Annotated in this window: 18 protein-coding genes; 13 read left to right on the forward strand and 5 right to left on the reverse strand. The window is 43.5% G+C overall.

What is annotated here, in order from left to right; translation table 11 throughout:
• Nucleotides 1-228: 228 nt before the first annotated feature.
• Genes B2575_RS00485 through B2575_RS00495 form a run of 3 tightly spaced genes read left to right on the forward strand, consistent with a single transcriptional unit; the run spans nt 229 to nt 5,022 of the window.
• The gene (locus B2575_RS00485) at nt 229-3,015 is read left to right on the forward strand and encodes an alpha/beta fold hydrolase (protein WP_296239685.1); all 2,787 of its coding nucleotides are present in this window, start codon (nt 229-231) and stop codon (nt 3,013-3,015) included.
• Nucleotides 3,008-4,198, forward strand: coding sequence for a patatin-like phospholipase family protein (locus tag B2575_RS00490; RefSeq protein WP_201559953.1), 1,191 nt, complete (start codon nt 3,008-3,010; stop codon nt 4,196-4,198). Before B2575_RS00485 ends, B2575_RS00490 begins: the two co-directional genes overlap by 8 nt.
• A gap of 8 nt (nt 4,199-4,206) precedes the next feature.
• A complete protein-coding gene (locus B2575_RS00495; protein WP_201559952.1) occupies nt 4,207-5,022 on the forward strand; it encodes an SDR family NAD(P)-dependent oxidoreductase in 816 nt (271 codons plus the stop codon).
• A gap of 7 nt (nt 5,023-5,029) precedes the next feature.
• On the opposite strand, the gene B2575_RS00500 is transcribed toward B2575_RS00495, so the two are convergent.
• The 3 genes from B2575_RS00500 to nadA form a co-directional block, all read right to left on the reverse strand.
• The gene (locus tag B2575_RS00500) at nt 5,030-5,923 is read right to left on the reverse strand and encodes a phosphatidate cytidylyltransferase (protein ID WP_201559951.1); all 894 of its coding nucleotides are present in this window, start codon (nt 5,921-5,923) and stop codon (nt 5,030-5,032) included.
• 77 nt (nt 5,924-6,000) lie between these two features.
• Nucleotides 6,001-7,917, reverse strand: coding sequence for an L-aspartate oxidase (nadB, locus tag B2575_RS00505; protein ID WP_201559980.1), 1,917 nt, complete (start codon nt 7,915-7,917; stop codon nt 6,001-6,003).
• A 1-nt stretch (nt 7,918) separates the two neighbouring features.
• The gene (nadA, locus tag B2575_RS00510; RefSeq protein ID WP_201553522.1) at nt 7,919-9,058 is read right to left on the reverse strand and encodes a quinolinate synthase NadA; all 1,140 of its coding nucleotides are present in this window, start codon (nt 9,056-9,058) and stop codon (nt 7,919-7,921) included.
• Between the two features lie 270 nt (nt 9,059-9,328).
• Between nadA and B2575_RS00515 the strand changes: the two genes are divergently transcribed.
• The 4 genes from B2575_RS00515 to B2575_RS00530 all read left to right on the forward strand — a co-directional run bounded on the left by B2575_RS00515 (nt 9,329) and on the right by B2575_RS00530 (nt 14,046).
• Entirely contained in the window at nt 9,329-10,405 is a 1,077-nt protein-coding gene (locus B2575_RS00515) for an NUDIX hydrolase (protein ID WP_227675935.1), read from the forward strand.
• Nucleotides 10,406-10,575: 170 nt separating this feature from the next.
• Nucleotides 10,576-11,436, forward strand: a complete 861-nt coding sequence (gene nadC, locus B2575_RS00520; protein WP_201559950.1) for a carboxylating nicotinate-nucleotide diphosphorylase — start codon at nt 10,576-10,578, stop codon at nt 11,434-11,436.
• A 292-nt stretch (nt 11,437-11,728) separates the two neighbouring features.
• Entirely contained in the window at nt 11,729-12,370 is a 642-nt protein-coding gene (locus B2575_RS00525; protein WP_083475671.1) for a MarC family protein, read from the forward strand.
• Between the two features lie 293 nt (nt 12,371-12,663).
• On the forward strand, nt 12,664-14,046 hold the full coding sequence (locus tag B2575_RS00530) for an NAD(P)-binding domain-containing protein (RefSeq protein WP_296239695.1): 1,383 nt from the start codon (nt 12,664-12,666) through the stop codon (nt 14,044-14,046).
• 134 nt (nt 14,047-14,180) lie between these two features.
• On the opposite strand, the gene B2575_RS00535 is transcribed toward B2575_RS00530, so the two are convergent.
• Nucleotides 14,181-14,783, reverse strand: coding sequence for a LysE/ArgO family amino acid transporter (locus B2575_RS00535; RefSeq protein WP_201559948.1), 603 nt, complete (start codon nt 14,781-14,783; stop codon nt 14,181-14,183).
• Between the two features lie 167 nt (nt 14,784-14,950).
• Here B2575_RS00535 and B2575_RS00540 point away from each other — a divergent pair, with 167 nt between their 5' ends.
• From B2575_RS00540 to B2575_RS00550, 3 genes are all read left to right on the forward strand, one after another.
• The gene (locus B2575_RS00540) at nt 14,951-15,694 is read left to right on the forward strand and encodes a hypothetical protein (protein WP_201559947.1); all 744 of its coding nucleotides are present in this window, start codon (nt 14,951-14,953) and stop codon (nt 15,692-15,694) included.
• 239 nt (nt 15,695-15,933) lie between these two features.
• Nucleotides 15,934-16,617 carry a hypothetical protein gene (locus B2575_RS00545; RefSeq protein WP_296239698.1) on the forward strand — a complete coding sequence of 228 codons (684 nt, stop codon included), beginning with the start codon at nt 15,934-15,936 and terminating at the stop codon, nt 16,615-16,617.
• 40 nt (nt 16,618-16,657) lie between these two features.
• On the forward strand, nt 16,658-17,215 hold the full coding sequence (locus B2575_RS00550) for a hypothetical protein (protein ID WP_296239700.1): 558 nt from the start codon (nt 16,658-16,660) through the stop codon (nt 17,213-17,215).
• 144 nt (nt 17,216-17,359) lie between these two features.
• On the opposite strand, the gene rluB is transcribed toward B2575_RS00550, so the two are convergent.
• Nucleotides 17,360-18,307 (reverse strand): 23S rRNA pseudouridine(2605) synthase RluB, encoded by a 948-nt coding sequence (rluB, locus tag B2575_RS00555; protein WP_045444804.1) that lies wholly within the window; start codon nt 18,305-18,307, stop codon nt 17,360-17,362.
• Between the two features lie 591 nt (nt 18,308-18,898).
• Between rluB and B2575_RS00560 the strand changes: the two genes are divergently transcribed.
• From B2575_RS00560 to B2575_RS00570, 3 genes are read left to right on the forward strand one after another with little or no spacing between them, the layout of a single operon-like run.
• On the forward strand, nt 18,899-19,990 hold the full coding sequence (locus tag B2575_RS00560; RefSeq protein WP_198330097.1) for a polysaccharide biosynthesis/export family protein: 1,092 nt from the start codon (nt 18,899-18,901) through the stop codon (nt 19,988-19,990).
• A gap of 9 nt (nt 19,991-19,999) precedes the next feature.
• Nucleotides 20,000-20,476: a low molecular weight protein-tyrosine-phosphatase gene (locus B2575_RS00565; protein WP_296239703.1), complete on the forward strand. Its 477-nt coding sequence runs from the start codon at nt 20,000-20,002 to the stop codon at nt 20,474-20,476.
• 25 nt (nt 20,477-20,501) lie between these two features.
• Complete coding sequence (locus B2575_RS00570) at nt 20,502-22,769, forward strand: polysaccharide biosynthesis tyrosine autokinase (RefSeq protein WP_296239705.1); 2,268 nt, start codon at nt 20,502-20,504, stop codon at nt 22,767-22,769.
• Nucleotides 22,770-22,803 lie beyond the last annotated feature (34 nt).

Here is a 22,803-nt window from a genome sequence, read left to right on the forward strand (position 1 = left end):
CTGGAAATTGTATCACATGAAACGATCAATGCTGACATGAGCGGCTAAGATTCCTTGTAAAAGCCGACTGTTTAACGACCAAATATTCAGTGTTAAGATAAAATCGTGAATCACTAAGCTGTAAGTCAGGATTTCATTCATGATAATTTGACTGCTAACAACGCTTAAGTATTTACCTGACCAACTTTTGTTGCTACATTAATAGACTTACTATATTTGGCTTGCCTCATGTCGCTATATCAGCTCAAGTCTCAGTTTCAAGATCAGCTGCGCCCAATAAGTGATGTGTTGGTCGAGCAAAAGGTGACAGCAAATCAAGTGACGGTGTCAGCCGTATTATTGAGCCTTGGTACGGCCTATATGATTGCCAAACCCGCAACTGAGCAGCAGGCATTATGGTTGCTGTTACCTTCATCACTGTTTGTGCGTATGGCGCTCAATGCTATCGATGGCATGATGGCGCGTGAGCATGGGCAAGCCTCAAGGCTTGGGGCAGTGCTTAATGAAGTGGGTGATATCGTGGCTGATACGGCGCTTATCGCAAGTTTAGCTCCGCATGTTGCTAATGGTAATTTACAAGCGTCGACAGTCAATTTACCAAACCGTATATCAATCCATCAGCGTCATATTATCGGTCTGATTGCGCTTAGTATCAGCACTGAGTTACTAGGTATCACTAGTAATACGATGTTAGACATTAGAGCAAACCAAGGGCCTTTAGGCAAAAGCGATCGTGCTTTTTTACTAGGTTTGCTTGGCGCTTTCATGGCGACTAAAATGCCGATCATGCTATCGCATATCAAAGCGCGTCCACTATTGATACTGACAGAGGCACTACTATTAAAAACCTGCTTGAATCGCCTGCGTTATATGGCAGATTTATACTTGATACGTAAACCACCCGCGCTTCGTTCAAATTACTCAGAAACTCTTGAGTTAATACCAGAGCCATCGTACAAATCTATTTTTCCGCTTGGTTACCAAATGTATGTTGGTCAATCCAATACGCTATTTTTCGATGCTGTTTCATCAAATTATTCTTTATTAAGCTATCCTCTATCAAATTTTTCTTCATTAAATGCCCCTTTATCAAATTCTGCTATTAAAACTTCCTTTTTGGAGCCTAAGATAATGCCGACCACCCCTCTCAATAGTCATGAAAAAGTGGAGCAGGTTAGTGATACGCTCAATTTATCGTCTTCCAAATTGATAAGCGGTGAAAGTTGCTATAACGCTTACGATGGCACGGCAATATATTATCGCTATTGGTTAACGACACCTTTAGAGGGTATCAAACAAGCCAGTCAGCCTCTGCGTCAAGTCATTCTGTTACATCGTGGTCACGAGCATTCGGGAAGCTTAGCAGAACTTGGGGAGCAGTTTGCCATGGCGGGCTATCAAGTATTTGCTTGGGATGCGCGCGGTAATGGGCGCTCGGGTGGTATCAAGGATCATGCAGAAAGCGTCACCGAGCTTGAGCGTGATTTAGATGGTTTTGTGCAATTGGTTATCGGGCAAACGGGCATTGCTATCGAGGATACCTTAATCGTCGCCAGTAGTATCGGTGCAGTACTCGCCGCAGCATGGGTACATGATTACGCACCCAACATTCGCGGAATGATATTGGGTACACCAGCGTTGAGTATCCGCTTGTACATGCCATTTGCCATACCATCGTTAAAGGTGGCTCGCGCGCTTGGACTGATGTCACGCGTGAGCAGTTACGTCAAAGCGCAAGTATTGACTCATGATAAAGACGCACAGCAAGCTTATAATGCCGACCCGCTGATATCTAATAGCATCTCGACCGACTTGCTCATCGATACTCATGCAACGGGTCAACGCTTGCTCGATGATGCTAGCGCTATTAATGTACCGACGTTTGTATTATGTGCGGGTAAGGATTACGTGGTCGATAAACAGGCAGAGCGCGATTTTTATGAGGCGATTAATACGACCAATAAACGCTGGCAGTTATATCCAGATAGCTATCATGCAATCTTCCATGAGACCAATAAGGCAGACGTCTTTGCAGATTGTATCGAGTTCGCTGAGCAGGTATTCAGTAAGGACATTGAAGCGCCTGATTTGAGCTTGGCGCATATGAATAGTGCCAGTAAAGATAAGGTTGACCGTTTAGCGATTAAGCCTTTTAATCCGAGCTTTGCCATTACTCGATTTGCCATGCAAAAATTTGGTCATGTCAGCGACGCGATTGCTACAGGACTGGAGCATGGCTTTGATTCGGGGCATTCGCTCGATCACGTTTATTATAATCAGCCTAGTGGTCAAAATAAATTTGGGCAGGCGGTCGATAAATTTTATCTTAGTAATATAGGCTGGCAGGGGATTCGTATTCGCCGCGAGCATATATTAGAACTCGCACGGGAGGCTCTGGCAGATATTGAAGACAAAAACCAGAGCATTATTAAACCATACCAACCAAAACTACTCGATATCGCTAGTGGACATGGCTTTTACGCCTTTGATTTACTGACAGAGTTTACCAAGTTGCACGCTGAGCTACGTGATTACGAGATGCATAATATCCAAGCATTGCACGCCAAAGCAGAGCAGTTAGAGATTGCTAATCGACTCATCACTTGTCAAAAAGATGCATTTGACCCTGCCAGTTATTCTCATTTACAGAAGGCAAGTGACAATGATAAAAGCCTTGATGATAAAAAATTTGATATCGCCATTGCTTCTGGCGTGTTTGAATTATTTTCTGACAATACACTACCAGCGACAGCATTGGCAGGCATTTATGACAGTTTAAAATCTGATGGTTATTTACTTTATACCAATCAGCCGTGGCATCCTGAGCAGGAGTTTATCAGTAAAACCTTAAACAATCATCGCGGTAGCAGTTGGGTGATGCGCTGTCGCTCGCAAACGGAAATGGATCAATTGGTTGAGAATGCTGGCTTTAAGAAAGTCGCTATGCGTATCGATCGTTTTGGTATCTTTACCGTGTCATTGGCAATTAAAATCACCTCAACCAATCATGAATAATACGCATGCCAAGCCCTATGAGCGTGTGCAACTTTTTTCAGGGGGCGGTTCACGTTTCGCCTATTATTTGGGCAGCTATGCGGCATTGGTTGCTCATGATTTGAAGCCAGATGTCATCGTCGGCACTTGCGGTGGCAGTCTGTCGGCTTATTTGGTTAATTTAGCGCCTGATCCTAAGGATTTGCAGGCGCTCATGTGCAGTCGTGAGTTGTATCGTGTCATTACGGCAATCAGACATGTTGCGCCAGACGAAGCCAACAAACGATTGAAAATACGTTATATGACTCAGGCGCTTGCACGTTGGCGGTTATCAAAGCAAAGAGGTAAAAGACAAAAACAGCAGCAATCAGACAGCTACAAACGACTATTGGCTGAGTTGCAGCAGTTAGCGATGTTTCGGATAGATAACGAGGGGCAATGGCTCGATGAATTGTCTCATTTTTCTCCTAATCACAATAATCTGTATAATCCTACCGCGCCAGAAATAGCCATTATTGCTAGCCGACTTTATCAAACAGCCGATCAAACGCTTACTACTGATAGTTCTGTTTACGATGAGTTTAAGCTGCAAGAATTGTTATTTGCGCCACCGTGTTTGGCAGTATCAGAGCATTTTGATGAAATACTTAACGCACCTGCGCATACGTTTGCCGATAGGCGTATTCATCAGTCAGTAAATATCGTAAAGCAGTGGGAATTCAATCCAGCGGTTCGTGCTTCTATGGCAGATATGTATTATCTACCGCCAACGCATATTGAAACGCTTGGCTGGTGCTTGGGCGGAGTGATTAATCTCACGCCCGTTGAGCTAGCATGTCAGCTAGGACAGACGGTATTTGCAGAGACCAAGGCAGGTTATGATTCATGGCTTGCCGCACCAGCCATTCAACGCGTTTTTGGTTTTGACCCAAATGAGCGTTTGGCACAGGTGCATGGTTATCAGCCAATGGAAACGTCATCACTTATGAAGTCAGAAAGAAATAGCCATCAATTGCATTGGTTACCCTTTGCAGATAATGGTCAGCAGTTGGTAGGACAGCATGTACAAAAGCGTTTTAATATAAATCAAATGACGGTTGAACTCATTCACAGTGACTATGATGGCTTTGTACAGCAGATGCAGGTGCAATGGCAGTATGGGTATCAGCGTACGGCTGACTATATACAGCAGCATGGTCTATGAACTCTAAAATGAAAAACATCACACAGTCGACTTCAACTCATAAGCCATCGCATATTATCGTCTTTGGTGGTACGAGTGGACTTGGCTTGGCGTTGGCGCTGCATCATCAGGCGCTTGGCTGGCAAGTGAGCGTGGTTGGTCATAGCGTAGAGAAGATAGCCCATATCAATAGTCAGCATCCTGACATTGTTACTCACTGCTGTGATTTAACCGATAGAGCGCAAACACAAACGTTGGTAGATAACTTGTCAGATAGCAGTTTTCAAAGAGTGATTTATAGTGCAGGCAGTTATACCAATGAGCGTGTCCATCATCTCAATCAAGCTGACAGCGATAAAATGCTAGCAATTAATCTGCAAGCGTTTGAGCAGGTTTTTAGATGGGCAAGTGAGCAGTTAAAGCGTGAAAGTCGGTCAATAGATTTCGAGGGAAAAAGTAGGCTGAGCCTGATTTGTATCGCGTCTATCGCTGGTACTATGGAGTACCCTTATGCTAGCCTTTATGCCAAAAGCAAACGCGCGATGATTGCGACTGCTAGCGCTTATCGAGCGGCGCTGATGCCTTATCCTATTCAAGTCAATTGCATCGCCTCAGGCTACATCGATACCCAAGCATTACGCGATTTGAATAACGGCGATGCCAGTCATAAGCCATCCATCATCAGTACGCAAACGGCGGTTGAGAATGTTATGCAAGCCATTGATAAAAATATTGAGCTGGCCATATTTCCACGCTCCATGCGCTATATTACTCGGGCGCTCAATCATTTGCCTAAGCCTGTGCTTAATTGGATATTACGCAGTAAGTTGGATAAAACGACTTGATAACAGCTTACCCAAGCAGCCAATAAAACAAGGTAAATAGCGGCACGCCAATGAGCAAGCTATCTACTCTGTCCAATACGCCGCCATGTCCGGCGAGCATCGTACCCGTGTCTTTCACCCCATGCTGACGTTTAAAGGCGGATTCTAATAAATCTCCAGCGATACCACTGACCGCTAAGCCGTAAGCGGCTAATAAGCAAATCCACCAGTTAAAAGGCGTGAGCCAAATGCCTAATAGTGTTGCCAATATCGCCGCTAGCATACTGCCGAAAAGAGCGCCTTCGATACTTTTATTCGGGCTAATAATTGGGGCAAGACCACGCGTAAACAGCTTGTGACCAAGCAATCGTCCGCATAAATACTGGGCAATATCATTAAATTGACTGGCGAATAACACAAAAAATAAAACGCCATACTGCTCGCGCTGCCAGATTAATTGTTTTAAAGCAATAAGACTGACAATCAGTGTGAGAAAAGCAGAGCTAAAGACTAGGTCTAACAGATTTAGACGCGTATAAGTTTGAGAGGAATGCGCAGGATTTTGGCTAAAAGGTATGGTCATGGGCTGTAAACCACGTGCTTGCAGCTTTTTAATCAGCACCGACTTGCTATGTAAGCACCACAAACGTTTAATCTCATAGCAGCCACGCAAACCAATTAAAACGAAAAAAGCGATGAGCAGCCACTGATAAGGGTAGGTAGGAGGCTGCATGGGTTGGCTATTATTCGTTACCTTAGCGATAACGTAACACGCGCAAAGCGCCGCTAACATGAGCCACCATGAGCGCGCGATTAAATAGATTTTCGGTAAGCGCTGACGTAAGCGAGGTAGGGCAAGCATGCCCCAAGTCACACTGACGACCATCATAAGTCCGATCACAAACTGCAAATCAGTAGCCATATTTTTAGCAATTCAAGGTCAATAAAGAACGGCAAGTTACCGTTTTTCATGGCTAAAGTGGCGGCCTCCAATTGCTGTTAGATGTTAGCAACTGTATTTACCACTCTAGCCTCTGTGTCATCGATTATAGGCTGAAGCAGCCAATCAATGCCACCCTCTTTGCTGCCTGTTTTGTCAGCTTCTCTCAACTTCGATAATGGCGCAATCACACTGGTTCGAGGTGTGGATGCCAAATGTGGATAGTCTTGACGATAGTGACCACCGCGACTCTCATAACGCTGATAAGCTGACTGAATAACCAACGTGGCTAATTGTAATTGTCGTGCTAATTGAAATAGTGCCAGCTCATTAGCAGTGATAGTGCCATCTAAAGTACTCATACTGGACTGATTTAACCTAGTTTTTTCAAGCCACTGTTGCCATTGCTGTATCTGTATTAATATTTGCTCTAATGATTCGGCATTTCGAGTGATACCCATATAAGAGGTCATTAAAACTTTTAATTCTGTGACTATTTTGCCCGCATAATCGCGGGTAACGATATCAGTGTCATCACAATGAGATAAATTAAATAGAATGGTAGGAGAAGAAGGAAGCTTAATAGTTTGAATATCTTTGAGCGTTGGTGCTGTCCAAATGGCAGTTGCTGATAAATGTAAATTATCATAAACGTCAACGGTATCTAGATTGTCTAATGCTTTTAAATATCGCGGTAAGTCAGCAGCGATATTGCGCCCAACGACTACGCATTCTAAAAGTGAATTACTTGCTAAGCGATTCGCACCATGCAAACCTGTATAGGCAACTTCGCCTGCAGCATATAAACCTATCACATCGCTCAAACCATTGGCGTCAGTAACCACGCCACCGCAACTATAATGCGCAGTCGGGGCAACGGGGATAGGTTCCCTAGTCATATCAATGCCGAGGTTGAATAATGTTTGATAAATCTGTGGGAAATGCTCCCGTAAAAACTGTTCTGGCAAATGACTGACATCTAAATGTACGTAGCCAAGCCCGTTATTACTGATCTGCTCAGCGATGGCGCGAGCGACGATATCGCGTGGTGCCAATTCTGCCCGCTCATCAATTTTTAACATAAAGCGCTTGCCAGTTTGCGGACAGGTCAGCCGCCCACCTTCACCGCGTAGTGCTTCCGATATCAAAAAGCTGCTGTCATCTAACGCTAAACCTGTTGGATGAAATTGAATGAACTCCAAGTTTGCTAAGCGACAGCCTGCTTGCCATGCCATCATCACACCATCGCCAACACAGACATTTGGTGCACTGGCTCGCTTGAACAGTTGTCCTAAACCGCCACTAGCCAGTACGACTGCGTGACTATAAAAAGTCAGTTGTCGTTGATTATTATGATCAAAAACTTGCGCCCCTTGGCATTGCTTATTTGGATTGGCACTATTTGTTAAAAGGCTCAGCGCTTCATGATAAGGCAAAATAGTGATATTAGCAGCGTTTTGCGCCTTTATAGTCAAGGCTTCCATAATGTGTCGACCAGTCGCATCATCCGCATGTGCGACCCGCCTGCAACCATGCCCGCCTTCTTTGGTTAAATGTAAGTCGGCAGTTTGTAGTTCAGTCTGTAGTTTGGTGACAGGTTCTGCATTATCTTCTTGCGGTATTTGGGTAAAAGGCACACCTTGCTCACATAGCCATTGAACGGCCTGTTGCCCGGCACTTAAAATGCGACTGGTATTATTAGCTTCGCATAACCCTGCGCCAGCGATTAGGGTATCGGCAATATGGTCAGCGACAGAGTCCTCTTTATCCAAGCTTGCCGCGATGCCACCTTGGGCATAATGACTGGAGCAAATCTCTAAGGCGGCTTTGCTCAATACAGTAATATTCAGCGATTTTGGTAATGCTAGAGCCGTGCTTAAGCCTGCTAATCCCGCGCCAATGATAAGCACGTCCGTTTGTACTATAGCAGCAGGGCTATCGAGACCTAATGATTCCGCTGTCAATGCCGCGCTCATATTAGGCAGCCCCGACATTGGCAAATAACTCACGGTCTTTGACAATATCGCCGCTCGTTGCCACACGTTGCTTCTGCGTTTCGGCAAAATCAAGCATGCGTTGCAAGGGTTTTCTAGCCGCGACTGCCAGCTCAGGTGTCATTAATACTTCACCGCTATTATTGATCAGGCATTGCTCGATACCTTGTAGACCATTCATCGCCATCCATGGGCAAAACGCGCAACTCTTACAACTGGCGCTTTCACCTGCAGTAGGTGCAGCTAAGAAGCGCTTATATGGTGAGCGTTTTTGCATTTCGTGCAAAATACCCAAATCGGTGGCGACGATAAAGGTATCGGCATCCATCTCATAAGTCGATTGCAACAGCTTACTGGTCGAGCCGACCACATCGGCGAGCGCCACCACGCTATCAGGGGATTCAGGATGCACCAATACTTTGGCGTTTGGATGATTCTCTTTTAATTGCATTAGCTCGGTCGATTTGAACTCATTATGTACGAGGCACGAGCCTTGCCAAAGCAGCATATCTGCGCCAGTCTCAGCAGCAATATATTTACCTAAATGGCGATCAGGCCCCCAAATAATTTTTTCACCATTCGCATGCAAATGGCGAATGATGTCGATGCCAACCGATGACGTCACCACCCAATCGGCACGGGCTTTGACGGCGGCGCTAGTATTGGCATAAACGACAACTGTACGCTCAGGGTGAGCATCACAAAATGCGGAGAACTCGTCAGCAGGGCAGCCCAAATCAAGCGAACACTCGGCTTCTAGGTCTGGCATCAGTACTGTTTTTTCCATACTTAAGATTTTCGCCGACTCACCCATGAAGCGGACACCAGCGACCACTAAGGTCTGGGCGCTATGCGCTTGCCCAAAGCGTGCCATCTCCAGCGAATCACCCACACAACCACCCGTTGCTAATGCCAAATCCTGAATAAAGGGGTCGACATAATAATGGGCGACCAATACCGCATCATGCGCTTTTAATAGCCGTTTGATGTTTTCCTCGACCATGAGACGTTCAGTACGCGGCAAGTCTGCTGGCATTTTAGCTTTGGCATATTCAATATTCATTTGTATTGCAATGCGATTGTCATTACTCATGATGGGCGCGTCGTAAGGATAAGTTTTCATAGATGCAAACCTTTTAGGCAGTAACGACAAGCAATATGCCGCTAAAAATAAGTCAATTAATATCGCTGGCTAGTCAGATGTTTTGATTATGCTCATTTTGAGCATAAATACAAGTATTTTTTATACATTTATGATTTATAAAGACTCATTTTATATAATTACAACCACGAACTATGATAATCGTTGATTCAAGCTATACTGAGCAAATGGTCAACGGCTTAGCAGTTGAGCTTTATTTAATAATTAAAATAAAAGGTAATCACTAAAGTCATGACGTTGTCTTATTCACACGCGCATCAGCAAGGTAGTGGCACCACAGAAGTCGTGGCCGTGCTAGTCGCCATTACTGAGCATACCGCTAGGGTCTTAACCGTTGATCAAGGAAAGCTGTTACCCAATGGTCCATTGATGCCGTTGCATCGCTCACTGCAAGCTGGCGTGCGCCAATGGGTTGAGGAGCAAACACAGCAACCACTTGGTTATTTGGAGCAGCTATATACCTTTGTCGATACCAATAGGCGCAACGTTGATGGTCACGCATTGGTCTACGTGAGCTATTTGGGACTGGTACAAGAGACACAAACGCAGCAGCTACAAAGCCAAGCATCGTGGCGCGATTGGTATGATTACTTTCCTTGGGAAAATCATTTGGATGGCATACCTAGCATCATTATGAACAATATTGTGCCAGCATTATTGAGCTGGGCAGATAGCACTAAAGATTCAGGCATTCAGCAGCGCCGCCGTCAGCGTATTGGTTTATGTTGGGGTGTAAGTGAAGCGCTCTTAGTGGGTAATATGACCACAAGTGAAAATGCGGATAATGAATACACAGCCTATGAGCATTATGAAAATAGAGAGTGGGTCGCTGAGCATGTGCTACTGCGCTATGAGATGCTGTATGAAGCGGGACTGATACCGGAAGCACCGAACTATCCACCTAGCTATTCAATGAATCATCAAAGCGCTCATCAATCGAGCCATCAGAATAAGCTACCTGAAAGCTGGTCACAGCTCATTGGTGTGCCGATGTATTATGATCATCGCCGAGTGATTGCAACGGCTATTTCACGGCTGCGTGCCAAAATTGAATACCGACCGCTTATTTTTGGCTTGATGCCAGATGTATTTACCTTGTCACAATTACAACAAAGCGTAGAAGCGCTCTCAGGAGTGCGCTTGCACAAGCAAAATTTCCGTCGTCTGCTAGATTCACAAAAACTTGTGATGGAAACAGGACAGAGTAGTAGCGCCCAACGTGGTCGTCCTGCCAAGCTTTATCGCTTTCGTCATGATATTGAACTACAAAGCTTATTGATGGATAGTAAGTTGCCTAAGCGTAAATAGGCGTCAATAGACTACCTTGCTATCTTTATTTTGATGATTATAAAACCCTGTCGGCTGCACAAAATGATGACGGTTCCTTGCGAGGCTGTTAACTTTACGCTATATTTATGCTCATTTTGAGTTTAATTGCATAAGCATATATGAACGCCACGTTTATTTAAGGGTTAAAAATGACAGTTAAAAAAGAACCAGCATTGGATGACGTATTGCTTAAACCTTTAGTTGAAGCTGCGCTAACTGAGGATTTGGGCAGACGCGGGGATGTCACATCACAAGCCACCATTCCAGCCGATATGCAAGCAAAGCTAGAGATTAAAGCGCGGCAAGCAGGCGTGATATGTGGTATGGATTTGGCACGTTTATCGTTTGCGATGGTTGATTCTCAGATTGAGTTTGTGGCTCAAGTTGCTGATGGTGAATGGGTTGACGCGGGTACAGTCTTGGCTAGTGTGCGTGGTAATGCGCGCCATTTACTGACAGCAGAACGTACCGCGCTCAATTTTATGACCCACTTGAGTGGCATTGCGACAGATACCAGAAAAATTGTAGATAGTGTGGCAAACTATCCTGCGCAAATTACTTGTACACGTAAGACCATTCCAGGCTTGCGCATTGTACAAAAGTATGCGGTACGCTGCGGCGGCGGGCGCAACCATCGTTTGGGACTGGACGATGCTATTTTAATCAAAGACAATCATATTGCCATCGCTGGTGATATAAAGACTGCGATTAAACAAGCCCAAGATTTCGCTGGGCATTTAATTCCTATCGAAGTAGAAGTCGATACTTTAGAGCAGCTAGTGCAGGCACTAGACGCTGGCGTGAGCTTGGTGCTATTAGATAATATGTCCCCTGAAATACTAGCGCAGGCAGTAACGATGTGTAAAGGTCGCGCTAGAACAGAAGCTTCAGGTGGTATTACTCCTGAAACGGTGCAAGCAGCAGCAAAAACGGGTGTTGATTTTATTGCCATGGGTTATTTGACGCACAGTACCACGGCATTAGATATCGGTCTTGATTTTAGCGCATGATTTTCAACATGGCTGTCTTTACCTGCCTGTCTTCACATACCTATTTTAGCGATTAGGCTTTATGAGGTTTTTTACCCGCCAAATAGTGGCTGATATGTCAATGTTTAGCCTCTATTTTCGTCGATAGTCTGCTGCCAGAAAGGTAAGCAAAGTTAATGATTTAATTAGCTTATCTGCCTATGATACAATATAAGCTACAAAGTTATTGTTAACCATCTATTGGGTCATCGTTGCACTCGCACGATGACCTTATCTTTTTGCCCGATTTGACTAATAGACAAGCGAGCGCTCAGTGAATACTGAAATCATCAAGATAATCTTAGCCTTTATGGTACTGATTAATCCCTTTAGCGCTTTGACGTTATTTTTGGATTTGACCCGTGGTTATTCGATGAATAATCGACGTAAAGTGGCGCGTGTTGCTTGTTTGACGATTTTTATCACTATTAGTTTCTTTACGGTAGCAGGCGAGACATTACTAAAAGCACTTGGTATTTCTATCGGCTCGTTTCAGCTGGCAGGTGGCATCTTGGTGTTTTTGATTGCTCTTAATATGATGAATGGCGACGGTAATCCCGTGAAGCCTGATCAAGAAAACTTCGATGTTGACCATGTGCAAGACGCGCCGCCCACCATGGCTGCAGCAGTTGTGCCTATCGCTATTCCAATGATGATTGGACCAGGTGGTATCTCGACGGTGATTATTTATTCTTCACAAGTCTCTGGTATTTTGCAAGTATCTGCCATATTGATTGCTGGTTTATTTATCAGTCTGTTTTGTTATCTAGCATTGATGGCGGCAGGTCGTATCAGTCGCTTGCTGGGTGATACTGGATTGAACATCATGAGCCGAATTATGGGGATGTTATTGGCGGCAGTTTCTATCGAAATTATCGTTAATGGCTTACGCACTTTATTTCCTGATTTAGTGTAATGACGCTGCTACCTTATGTTTGTCCGTCAGTTTTTTGACTTATTCCTCAATGGGTGTGTTGAGTATTCAACCCTAGCACTGACAGTGCTGATTTATGCATGTTTAATACGCCCTAATGAAAAGCATGTGCCAACTCATATCAAATTTAAAAACCAAAGATTCGGTTAGAAGCCATTTTTGGAGAATAGTCATGTCTTAAGCTATGGCTAATTAATCACCAAAAGTATTCGAAAAAACACCATTCATAAAAATATGTTACAGTGGACAGACAACTATTATCATAGGAGTTAGTCTTGAGTAATAAAAGAATTGCTATTTTAGGTGCAGGTCCAAGTGGTTTAGCACAATTACGCGCTTTCGAAGCGGCTCGATTGGCTGGTGCAAAAAACTTACCTGAGATAGTGTGTTATGAAAAGCAAAACGCTATTGGTGGCATGTGGAACTATAGCTGGCGCACAGGATTAGACAGAAATGGTGAGCCTGTTCACGGTAGTATGTACCGTTATTTGTGGTCCAATGGTCCCAAAGAGTGCTTAGAATTTGCTGATTATTCGTTTGACGAGCATTTTGGTGAAGCGATCCCCTCATACCCACCGCGTGAAGTCCTAAAAGACTACATTATGGGGCGTATCGATAAACAAGATATCCAAAAATACATCCGCTTTGAATGCCCAGTACGTTGGGTATCATTTGATGATGAGACGCAAAAATTCACCGTGACGGTGATGAATCATAAAACCAATGAGCAAGAAGTGGAAGAGTTTGATTATGTCGTCGTGGCGACGGGTCATTTTTCCACGCCCAACATGCCTTACTTTGAAGGGTTAGAAGCTTTCCCCGGTCGCATTCTGCACGCGCATGATTTTCGTGACGCCTTAGAATTCAAAGACGAAGATATTTTACTCATCGGCAGTAGTTATTCAGCCGAAGACATTGGCACGCAGTGTTATAAGTATGGTACCAAATCAGTCACTATCAGCTATCGCACGCAAGCGCTTGGCTATGATTGGCCAAAGGGTATCAAAGAAGTGCCTTTGGTCACCCATTTTGAAGAAGATGTGGCGCACTTTGCCGATGGTAGCAGCCAAAAATTTGATGCCATTATTATGTGTACCGGTTATCTATTTCATTTCCCCTTTATGCCCGATGAGTTACGTCTGCAAACGCATAACTGCTTATATCCAGCCAACTTGCACAAAGGGATTTTTTGGCAGCCAAACCCAAAGCTCATTTATTTAGGTATGCAGGATCAGTACTTCACCTTTAATATGTTTGACGCTCAAGCATGGTATGCACGCGATGTGATGATGGGCGATATCGAATTGCCTGAATTGGTACACCGTGAAGCAGATGAGAAAAAGTGGTTGGCAACTTACGCGAAGTGCGTGACGGTCAGCGATTCAATCGACTTTCAAGCCGCTTATATTCGTGATTTAACCAATGCGACCGATTATCCAGAATTTGCAGTTGAAAAACAGGGTGAAATCTTAAAAGAGTGGCAAAAAGACAAAGCCGATAATATCATGACCTTTAGAGAAAAGGCGTATCGCTCTACGTTAACAGGCACGCTATCGCCTGAGTTGCCAGAGCCTTGGTTGGACGTCCTTGATGACTCGCTTGAGCATTTTTTGAACTTAACCTTTGTTAAGCCTAAAAAGCGTAAAAAAGTATCGTAAATAGTAAAAGTGTCAGATTTCAAAAAGCCAAACGCATTTATACAAGGTGTTTGGCTTTTTTTATTCTTATATTAATATGTAGGGGCTGTGTTAATGGTTTAGTCTATCACCTATTTTTGCCTTTATCGTTGTTTTTAACTTTGGTACAAATGCCACGCCAAATACAACATCAGTATCCCTACCAAAGCATCGAGTATATTCCACGCTTTTGGTTTGGCAAATAATGGTTTGAGTAATCGCGCCCCATAACCCAACGCAAAAAAGAAAAAGAATGAGGCGCTGACTGCACCGACTGCAAATGCCAGCTTACTACTAGCACCCGTTGAAACCATACCAACGAGTACCAATGTATCTAAGTAGACGTGTGGGTTAAGCCAAGTAAAGCCAAAACATAATAACAGGGCTTTTTTTAAGCTAGTGACGACTTGTCCCTCGACGGTGAGTGCATGTGTGACGCGCACACTGGCATATAAGCTCTGCAATCCATAGCCTAGCAAGAATACGACGCCAGCGAATTTTGCGATATTGACCACTTGCGGATATTGCGCCGTGACCGCGCCAAAACCGCCAACGCCAGCAGAGATTAATAGCGCATCACTGACCGCGCAAAATAAGCAGACAAAAAATATGTGCTCGCGTTTGAGTCCTTGTTTGAGTACAAAGGCGTTTTGTGAGCCAATCGCGATGATGAGCGATAGCCCAAGTAAGAATCCAGAGGTGTAGTCGGTCGCATTCATAATAGTGTGCTTAGCATGGGGCGGATGAGAGGTGTTGACATTTTGCTTACTGGCAGCGCGGTAAAAAGCTGTTAAGATACGCTATTGGATAAATCTATGCAATACGAGCGCAATAAGCGTGCACGGGACGAGGGGCAAGGTAGGTCATGGTGGTAAGTCTGACAAGAATGCTAAAGTCATTTGGGCAAGCTCAAGATGACCTGCCAACGCTAGCAGCCAAAAATGCTCAGGAGATGGCTATCAGTCAAGATATAGAGGTGACTGATAATAATAGTACAAACAATGATAAAAACGATCAAGCTGTCAGTCAGCGTTCTGTACTGACGCCGCCTGAGCGCAGCGAACGTATTTGTGATGCTTTGGCGCAAGTGAGTGATATCAGAACGCCGACACCTTTGACTGATCGCTACCTGTCCAATCGCGCTCAGATGCGCCCGACCAATAGACCACCTTTTGACCCCGATACTTTATGGTATCTCAAACATGGACGCTGCCCGATTATGACTGAGCTTGTTGATGTGGTCGATGAAGCCACCCTAAACGCCATGCCCATCGAGGCGGTTGCGATACTAGACCGTATCAATGGTAAGTTAAAACGCTATCGTGAGTGGAGCAGTGAGCTCAACGAACAGCAGCAACAGCAACATAATGAACGCCAATTTGTCATCGATAAGCTGGTGTCAGAGAGCATTCCAGAAGCGCTACATCATTATGAGCAATTACAGCGTTTTAGCCCGCACCGTACCAAAAACAATATGGTGCAAGGAAAAATGACGGCAGGTGACATGCTGACGGATTTGTTTTTAGAGATTGATTATGAGCTTGATGAATTGTTAGACGAGCTGCATCAAACGGTGATGAATCGTTTGGCTTCAACGCACCGTTATGTCAAAAGCCGGACAAAAAGTTAATTACTAATAGATAATGGCTGTTAATTGGCATTATAAAATTAACATAATTCAGAGCTGTGATTAAATTGGGGACACGCCCTAACATGGTTTTCACACAAGCGACGTAATGCATAACAATATAGGGCTTTAATAGAGCCTTATTTTTTTGTTTAATAATAACTATCTATCTTATTTAGAATAATAAGAAATTTACCAAGCTATTTAGCCAAGCCATTTTATTCAACAATTAGGATACTCTAATGACTCAAGTTACTGCGATGTTTGTCATGTTCATTTTATATGGAGTGTTACCAGTCGCTGGGTTATATCTTGGGTATCGTGGTATCAAAAAAATGACTGCGCCTAAGATGCTTGAGTACAAAGCGATGCCGCAATTGGGTTACATCCCAGAAAAAAGCTTGCCTGTTGAAGTCAAAACAGCACTCGACCAAATCAATGAAAAAGGGGAGAAGCTGCGAGTCATTTATGGCGATACCAATAATGATGGCAAGATAGACGATAAAGACACGGTCAATGAAACCTACATTATGATTCAAAACCTAATGGACAGACATGTGCCACTTGCTGTGACTGACTATCGCCGCTTGCACGACTTAGATGTGGGGGAGGGCGCGCGCGCTGACACGACCAAAATTAAGCACTCTAATGTGACTGGAAAAGAAGCGCTATTAGATGTATTGCGTACCATTAATACTCAGTTTGATGATTTATTGAATGCCTCTTATCATCAAGATGGTCAAAAGCTGCTCGCGACCAACCGCTATCTACAAAAACGCTTTAATAATCCTGCTACTACGACAGATATGCAAAAGCTCGATAGCAATGTTAGTAGTGTCAGTAGTGCTAATATAGAAATTAAAGCGATTGAAGATCCAACTGGCGCAACTGGTAAGAATGTGAGTGCTGAGAATATTAAACTGTAAAGGCAAAGTGGTGTGATTAAACGATGAAGAGTAAGGGTATATGAGCATCTTAATAGGCATTGGCATTGTAACGACCGTCACCACCTTTTATTTGGGTAAAAAAGGCTGGCATGCGCTGCATAAAGCGGTCGGTATTTCGCCAGGTGTACTCACTTATCAGGATTATGATGCACCGTTGTCATTGTCCAAACTCAGTTGGCAGCAACTAAATTTAAATAAAAAACACCTGAAAAATTTGTCAGAGCCACAGCTGCGCCAATTAAAACGTATCGATGAAAAAGTTACCCGCTATCAAGTGTATCAAAAATCATTACAAGCTCAGCATAAAACGCCTGCCGCAACCGAGCAACAGTTTGTATTGAATAAGATGTTGCACACTAGGCTGCCTGAAATGCTTGCCAGTCATCATCATCTAGCGAATATTAATATAAGTGCTGATAATGCGGATAATGAAAAAAAGGCGGAAGCCAATCAGTTATTACAGCAGGTCTTTAATAATATTGAGCAGCGTCTAGATAGATTATTAGAACAAATGGAAAGTCAGCAGTTGCAAGAGCTACGAGTAATGAGGAATTATATTAATAGCCACGATAGCTAAATATAAGTCGTCAGGTTGACAACGACTCTTTGTAAAACTTATATAAAAAAGCTGCCAATGATGAATAATCATTGGCAGCTTTTTTGTGGTCTACTTTAAAACTATTGAAGATTCAAAGTCACACTACATTTTACATTCAGGCGATTAACGCTTGTCGTTGCGGTCACGAGTATTGCGCGTACCACGGCTGGCAGGGCTAGCACTACTTTTAGGCTTCGCGCTGCTGTTACGATTGTCGCTACCACTGCGGCTATCGCTACGACTGTCAGTAGCGCGACGCGCTTTAAGCGGCTTGCTTCTAATACGCTCTTGCTTCTCTTTCGCTGCACCATGCAGACCCGTACCATAACGAGGACGCAAGCTCACTAAATCAGTCAACGTATTGATGTCTTTTCTGTCGAGTTCTAAGAAACGACCAGTACGTAGCTCTTTTGGTAGAGCAATCGTACCATAGCGCGTGCGTAGTAGACGGCTTACTTTCAGGCCTTGTGATTCAAACAAACGACGTACTTCGCGATTACGACCTTCTTTTAGTTGGACGTGATACCACTTGTTGACGCCTTCACCACCGCCTTCTTTGATATCTTCAAACTTTGCAAGACCGTCTTCTAGCATAACGCCAGCCGTCAATGCACGTGCAATTTCAGGCGTCACTTCACCCAATACACGTACTGCGTACTCGCGAGTGACTTCGCCAGACGGATGCATCAAGCGATGCGCCATCTCACCATCATTGGTAAACAATAATAGCCCAGTTGAATTGATGTCCAAGCGACCAACCATCACCCAGCGATCATGAGTCAGTTTTGGTAAACGCTCAAAAACGGTTGGACGGCCTTCTGGATCTTTAGCAGAGCAGACTTCGCCTTCAGGTTTGTAGTAAGCGATAACACGGCGACGCTTTTCGTTTTCAGAGGTGTATTTAATCTGACGACCGTCAACACGAATCTCATCGCCTTGCTCGACGCGATCACCAATGGTCGCAGGTCCGTTATTCACAGTAACACGCCCTGATTTTATGACTTCTTCCATTTGACGGCGTGAGCCAAGACCCATACGGGCGAGGGCTTTCTGTAATTTTTCATCTTTCATAATCATGTCCTTGAGTCGGTGGGTTTACATTTCTCAATGTAAAAAATTAGATTGTCTATTCTACGCTATTTTGATGACTTTAGCACGCAAACGAGTCTCTACAAACGGTATCAATTTATCGTTTTGTATTAATAAAAGAAAGTTTGCTAGATTAAAAGGGATTTCTAAAATAAAAGTTGATTAGGGTGTTATAAAAATAAGATATTTGCACACAAATGCTTATATTTATATTTTTAATAAAACAGGGATTTTTTTGAATATTTTTAAGATCAGCTAAGCAACATAACCAATACCAAATTTCTATTTTCGGCAGCATGAACCCTAAAAAATACTGCTAACAACTTTTAATGTGTCTTCCGATTTAGATTTTTCTGTCTTTTCGTGTTTATCGATATGCGCTATACGCCTTTTTTGAAAAGGGTTTACGTAAAATAAATTAGCTAAAAAGAATGTTCTTACATCAATGTTTTTAAATATTGCGTTCTGTATAGTTTAGGTGTATATTAAATTAAATACATCCTTTTTTATGAATATATTGATAGCAGCAAGGCACTTATTTTTGATTCACGAATATAAATATGAGTAACTGTTATGGTTTATAAATATTTCATTTCTGTACAAAAGCGCTCCTTAATAGCGAGTGCATCTTGCTTATTGCTGACAGTATTGCTCAGCAGTTGCACAATAAATTCAGGACTTCAGTCTGGAAAATTACCTGAGTCAGGGACATTCACTGCAGAAAACGGTTTACAATTCTATATTCAACCTTTGAGTTTGGCTAATCTACCAGCTAAAGAAGCCGTCATCCTTGATCGAGATTTATATCATTTAGTAAAAACATCTGGGCGTGTCAGCTATGGCATTGCTAAAGGGGATGTTCTCAATATTATCCTGACCAATTATCCAGATATTAATGCCTCAACGTCTAGTCTGACCGTTGACCAGCAAGGGTTTATACAATTCCCCTTAATAGGGAGAGTCAAAGCCAGCGGTCTCAGTGTGCCGCAGTTCACTGCCACTTTGCAAAGCAAGCTTCAACGCTATCTCAAATACTCAGATCCTCAGGTCAAAATCATCAACTACCGTGGTAGTAAGTTTTTTGTGGATGGTGAGGTCAAGCAGTCTGGTGAGTTTGTTATCGCAGATGTGCCCATCTCAGTATATGGTGCTATTTCTATGGCGGGTGGTACGACTGATACGGGTGATTCAAACCATATCGTATTAAACCGTCAAGGCAAAAGTTACAAGCTCGGTATCCAATCATTGAATCAAATGGGGCTGTCTGCCAATCAAATATACTTACAAGACGGCGATGCTATTCATGTCAATAGCCAAAGCCGCAATAAGGTCTATGTATTGGGAGAATTTGGCAAAATTGAGCCCGTTGCTATTCCTGAGCAAGGGCTGAGCCTAGCGCATGTACTGGGTGAGTCAAATGGATTGAATTCTAATACGGCCAACGCCGCCAAAGTATATATCGTTCGGGATAATCCAAAGTATCAATACACCAATATTTATTATGTCGACATGCAGAGCATTACGAGTTTTGCCTTGGCCAGTCGTTTTGACATGCAAGCCAATGACATTCTTTATGTTGACCCAACTGGCTTGGCGCGCTGGAATCGTATTATCAGCGCCATACTGCCTTCAACATCAGCAATCAATGTGATTTCAGGGATATAGGAGTCAGTGATGGGAGCGTTTGATCAGATCTTGGTCGTTTGTGTTGGCAATATATGCCGCAGCCCGATGGCCGCTGCCATATTAACGGCATATTACCCAGAAAAACACATCGACTCTGCTGGTCTGTCAGCGCTCGTAGGTCACGCAGCTGATGCCAAAGCGGTTGCATTGATGGCCACTCATAATATAGACATCAGTGCTCATATCGCCAAGCAAATTGATGAAGCATTAGTCAGTCAGTCAGATTTAATTTTGACGATGACAACCAGCCAAACCAAATGGATTGAAAGTCAGTGGCCGCACTGTCGCGGAAAAACCTTTCGAATAGGGCATTGGCTTGATAAAGATATTGCTGACCCTTATCAGCAGGATGATTCAGCATTTGAAAAGAGTAGACAAGATATTATCGATAGTCTTGAACAATGGACTGACAAGATTAGCGACGCGCCATCGATTAGAGCGTTGAAGTTCAGCGAATGCTATTAAACGATCAACATTGAGCGATGAGTATATGGTTATGAATAATATGGATTCAAAAGACCTATCAACGTCTACGGGCGAAAAAAACAATGACGACATCGATTTAATGGCGCTGGTTTTAGTATTGTTACGTGGCTGGAAAATCATTGCTCTCATGGCGATATTGGGGCTTTTACTAGGGCTTTTGTATACCCGCTATGTGAATCCCATCTATAAATCAGATGCGCTGATACAGATTGAAGAAAATACTCAAGGAATAGAGGCACTTGGCGCGAGTATCTCAGATTTGGTCGGTGCAGAAGTCAGCAAAGCGGAGACAGAAGCAGAGCTGATAAGATCACGTATGATATTGCAGCCAGTGGTTGAGCTATTGCACCTGCGCATTAAACTAACAGATCCCAATATTGGTCATCTTGATAGAATAAAAAGCAATCGTACTTACACGCAATTAAATACACCGGATGATGTGTCACTTGATACCGAAAATGGCATAGTGAAAGTCCGCCAATTTGATGTATCACCAGCGTACTTGAACCAACCTTTTACACTAACAAAATCTGCTACAGGGTTTGTTTTGAGCAATGGGTTTGATGAATTTAAAGGTCAGCTTGGTCAGGCGCATCAGTTCAAAGGGTTGGACGGTCAGATTAATATTACTGTCACAGAGTTACCTGCTGATGGTTACCCAATTAATATTAGTAAGCAGACGATAAAGGCTGCGACTGACGCTATCAACGGCGCCTTATCCGTTGAAGAAAAAGGTCAAAAAACGGGGATTATTCAGCTGTCGATGACGGGTCCCAACCAAGAGCAAATCACGACTATACTCAATCAGATTGTCCAATCCTACGTCGATCAAAACCAATCTCGTGGCTCTGAAGAAACGACCAAAACACTTGCCTTTATGGAAACGCAGATACCTCTATTAAAAGAAAAATTAGAGACTTCTGAAGCACTGTTTAATGACTTTCGTAAAAAATATGGCACGATTGATGTGGGTAAAGAAGCTGAATTGTTATTGAATGAGAAGTCGCGCATTGAGGAGCAGCTCAATGAGCTTAGACTCAAAAAAGCAGACCTAACTACTTATTACACCGAAGAACATCCACTGGTCATTCAAATTAATGAACAGCTCAAAGTGCTGAATAATAGAATAAGAGAGATAGACAATACCATTGCAGGTCTCCCTGAAATACAGCGAGAGTTTTTAAAGCTGTCAGAAGATACCGCCATCAATCGAGAAATCTATCTGACGCTGCTCAAAAACTATGAGCAACTTAAAATCGTCAAGGCTGGTCAAATCGGCTATGCCCGTATTATCGATTCACCGACCAGCACCTTTAATGCCATTGCACCAAATAAACTACAAATCCTGATGCTGACCACATTGATAGGCATGATGTTTGGGGTGATGATGGTGCTCTTGAAGAACCTTGTTAGAAATGTCGTAAAAGATCCAGAGCATTTAGAGGTCACAACGGGCATCCCTGTCATCGCAACGATTCCACGCTCACCCTTACTGTCGAGGTTGAGTAAAAAGAAGAATACCACCCCTCGCATGCTCGCTCATGTTGATCACAGTAGTTTGAGTTATGAGGCGATCAAAAGCTTAAGAACCAATTTGATGTTTGGTATGCCAATGGGGACAGCGGTCGGGCAGCCCGCGCAAGTCATATTGATTACTGGGGAGAGCCCTGGTGTGGGCAAGTCGTTTATCGCTGCCAATTTATCAGAGGTATTTGCCCAGCTCAACAAAAAAGTCTTGGTCATAGATGGTGACATGCGCTTAGGTGAGCTGCATAAAATGTTTAATATGAGCCAACATGATGGTCTTGCCGATTATTTGTTGCAGGATAAAAAGCATTTTTCTCCGATTGATGGTACTCGATCAGACAGTGAGGTTCCTAGCTTAGGGGTCGAAAGCTTTATTCACCCCACTGGTATGGAGTTGATTGATTTCATACCGCGCGGACGGCAACCGCATAATCCCACCTCCTTATTGATGGGCGAAAAATTCAATCATTTGATGGCAGAATTAAAAACTCAATACGATTATATTGTCATCGACTCACCCCCGATATTGGCGGCGTCAGATGCTATGGTACTTGCGCAACATGCAGACAAAGTACTCATCGTTACGAAGTTTAATCATTCAATAGAAGGGCAGCTGGTTTATGCGATCAAGCAAATGAATAAAGCCAATGTACAAGTAGATGGCATTATTCTCAATGATGTACAGCAGGGTCTTATGGATAAATATAGCTACCATTATCATTATGCCTATGGAGATAACCGCTAGTTTGCGTGGTTGTCGCTCATAAGCAAACCAACTT

The sequence above is a fragment of the Psychrobacter sp. UBA6739 genome, assembly GCF_002453835.1.
GTDB lineage: Bacteria > Pseudomonadota > Gammaproteobacteria > Pseudomonadales > Moraxellaceae > Psychrobacter > Psychrobacter immobilis_A.